The sequence below is a fragment of the Oleiphilus sp. HI0079 genome (assembly GCF_001635105.1).
This window is the reverse complement of the sequence record NZ_LWFT01000591.1, coordinates 1-3,572: the sequence shown is the minus strand read 5'-3', so window position 1 is coordinate 3,572 and position 3,572 is coordinate 1. Positions and strand designations below refer to the sequence as shown.

The following is a 3,572-nucleotide window of genomic DNA, read 5'->3' as shown; positions in this document are numbered from 1 at the left end:
CAGAGAGTCTCTATACGTTCGTGTTCTTGCTGATGGTAGAGAATAGGATCAGTTCAAAGGAAATCATCAAACGGGCGCTATCGCTGGATAATGTAAAACTAGTATTACTCTATGACCGCTACTACGTTGAATTTACAGACCCGGATAACGTGGATCTGACTGGGCGGCCGGCGCAACGACATAAGATTTCATTCCTATGCGCGCGTTATCTTAATCGAGTATTGCTATCGAAATCCAAGATAAAAGCAAAGCCCATTCCTCACTTGCTTCGTGCATTAAGTGGTATCCCACTTCCCCCTGATCTAAAAATTGAAACTCAAAATCAACAGTTCTTCATTAATCTCGCTCGTATCGTTCGTAACTACAACTATTACTCTTTGCCCGGCTATCTTGCAGCATCGCTAGATGGCGAGCCACACCCGACTTCCTTGCCTTGGGCCGAATGGGTTCGCGTTCAACATCGAAAAAACCTCGTACCCATCAGCACCTCCAGGCCAAAGGGAATCAGTCTGCGAGAAAGCAAAAAATATCGCATAAGCGCTTTATCGTTAGAAGAAAAGACCTCCAATGCATTCGAACTTGCCGATGAAATTCTACAATCTATAAAAGCTTATAGACCGATACTAAACAAAGATTTTATAGAAAAGACTGAAGACACCTTAGCCAAGCGCAAAGGCCAAATCAGCTCCTTTAGTTATGTCTTTTTTCAGTGGTTCATTGAGTACTGCCGCACAGGTAAGAAACATAACGGCAAACCCTTTGCGCGCAAATCGCTCCAAACAACAATGAGTCTATTGTACCGGCCAGTGATCAGTATTCTTGGGATCAAGGAGCTTCATGCAATAGACTCCGCGCTAATAAATGAGCTGATCGCCGACATCATTGACAGTAGAGACGGCTCTGCTAAATCACAGTGGCAGTTCATACTTTACTTCAAAGATTTTTTAAGCTGGTCAGAACGCCATTACCCTCTTCCTCTCATTGATTGGACATTACTGGAACTTGAAGATGATAACTATAGACATGTGAGCTCCGGGCTAATTTTCGAAGATGAGTATTTAACAGCAGTTGAGTTTTTAGTTAATTCGACTGACGAGTTAGCCGATAAAGCCGCAGTGATCACCATCCTTACCTATCGCTTTGGATTACGATTTTCGGAAGGTGCATTTTTGCGGCGATCCGACTGTTTCTTCGACATAGAAACGCCATATGTGCATGTCAAAGAATATTATAAAAGAACCCTAAAGCGCCCCAACTCCAACAGAATGGTACCTGCGGTATTTGAGTTAACAGAAATGGAGCTCCGCATTCTAAAAAGGAGCATCGCTCTGTATGACAACGATGGTATAAGCTCAAGTAAAGCAACACCTCTGCTATTTAAAAACATCGCGAAGAATAGTCTGGAAACGAAACTTTCTCGCATCAGTACATTAATCAAAGATGCATTAATTCTCGCAACCCAACGTCACTATCTAAGCGAGCATCACTTGCGCCATACGTTTCTCACTAAACTCGCGCTGGTTTGCTCAGATACGCCTTTGAAGCGCAACACGTGCTTTGGTGAACTTGATATTCAAAAGGTACGAAAAACTCTTCTTGGAGATGAAGAATACCGAGGACTTCGCGAAACACGCTCTATGGCGCGCGCGATGGGGCATGGTTATCCAAAACAAACATACAAGTCTTACTGTCATCTCACATCAATTTGGACAGATGAACTTATCAAAGATTATCGTGTTCAGCAGACGAAACCTCTTGAATCTGCGGCTAATGTCCTCCAGCACCTACAAGCTAAAGGCCGGATTAAGCCACCTGAAAAGAAAAAGTTAACACCCAATGAAGAGTTCTGCCGAACACTGACGTTGTTGAATAGTGTTGGGCAAGGCAATGGGCTTACTGAAACAGCTCAACAATTAGAGCTAGATATCACCAGAATTGAGCATTTGCACCAAGCGCTTCGAGCCATCGCAACCAAGCGTTTCCCTCAATCCGAGGAGCCATTAAAAGACTATCTCAACAGTATTAGACCAGCCGCCTGGGCGTCGATGATCAACTTTTCTGAGAATGCACCAATCGACGATCTCATAAATCTAGAATTCGATTTATCGTCGTTTGCTGATCGAGTCAGTCTGAGAGGACATATATTTGGAAAAACTGAGGAAGAGATAACAAGTATCGTTGGCTTGTTGAAGTTTCTAAAGATAGAACCGGGGCAAATAAAAATCTATCCCGCGAAAGCGTTTGATTTAGATGCGAGCACCTTACTTAAAGAATATGCATTATCAATAGACGAGAACATCCAGCAAGACCCTTTTAAATTCCGAAATAAAGACGGCGACCCTGTATCGCCAGATACGCATCTTGGGTTTGTGATGCATCGAACGAAAGGCATAGTTCGAAACAGCTTTGCGCTCTCCATCATAATTACAGCGTTAGTGTCTCTCCAGTCGGCAACGTGATTTGTGCCGAAAGTATAAGATGCTCCACTTTCCCGTTTCCGCTATTTGTCGCCTTCTGAACGTCGGCACTAACGACCACCCCTCCGAGGAGGGTCCCGAAGAACGCTTCAGACGCGCGAGCACTATAGAACTGTAACGGAAGAACTGTCCCTTCTTGGGTCATAACGCCCAACGTTTCTTCAGAGCGATTTATACCAATGACGTCGGCATTCGAGATCTTTATATTGGCGTCATAGCTGGCAGTTTTGGGATTCGCGTTAATTTTCGAAACACAAATAACGTCATTTTTGTCGTCATCAGGGAATTCGATCGAGGTATTTGGTACCTTTGATTGAGAGTATTTCTTCTGAAACGCATGTCTTAAATTTTCAATCTCCTGCTTTTGTTTTTGAGGTAATGAATCACACTCTAACCCCATAGAGTCCATTTTCCCATCCACCCAATCAGCCTGTCCCTGCGAGATACCCAACAGGATGGCTTTGACCTTTGACTTGATTTCGCGCAAGCGTGTTTTAGACAACGACTTAGCAATCATAACTAAGCGATAAGACCTAATCGCTGGTTTCTTGGACGTGTTCTCGCGAATCTCCATTTCTCCGTCATCAGAATACCCAAGTTCAATAAGGCAACTTCTTACAAAAATCAGCAAATTCTTCTCGAATACGGACGCTTTTGACACTACTGCGACTTCCTCGTGATAATCGGTGCCCCACTCTCGTATTTCGACGGTGCCCGAACCAAACACTTTACAGATTTCGTGAGTTTTCATAGGATAACCTCTTATATAATATTTACATAAAGTACACTTTATCAATTTGTGTTATTTTATAATTATCATACCATATGCATGAGGTCAACTCTTTCTATGGCTCGATCGCGCACTCCCATTGATCCCGAGCGTTTAAGATCGGATCAAAGGCTATTAGACAGAGTCACGGCTGAATTTAATGTCCAGACTCCTACAGAGTTATCAAGGCGCTTGAACATCCCTCGCTCAACAATCGATAAAGTCCAAAAGGGCGAAGCAACTCTCAACTGGCTTCACCGCCTCACACTTTTAGATAAAATTGGTTTCGCTACTGCCAGAAATAGGATGCTCAAGCTTGTCCCCGA

2 protein-coding genes are annotated in these 3,572 nt (G+C 43.5%); one reads left to right on the top strand and one right to left on the bottom strand.

Annotated elements, in window-relative coordinates:
* Nucleotides 1–2,459 (top strand): tyrosine-type recombinase/integrase (locus A3750_RS10095; protein WP_231871783.1); only part of this gene is annotated, 2,459 nt, incomplete at its 5' end.
* Here A3750_RS10095 and A3750_RS10090 read toward each other — a convergent pair.
* A complete protein-coding gene (locus A3750_RS10090) occupies nucleotides 2,425–3,228 on the bottom strand; it encodes a hypothetical protein (RefSeq protein ID WP_068548227.1) in 804 nt (267 codons plus the stop codon). The two genes, A3750_RS10095 and A3750_RS10090, sit on opposite strands and share 35 nt — an antisense overlap.
* Nucleotides 3,229–3,572 lie beyond the last annotated feature (344 nt).

Excerpts from the sequence above, each read along its gene's own strand:
- A3750_RS10090 (WP_068548227.1), bottom strand. The coding sequence starts at position 3,228 with ATGAAAACTCACGAAATCTGTAAAGTGTTTGGTTCGGGCACCGTCGAA.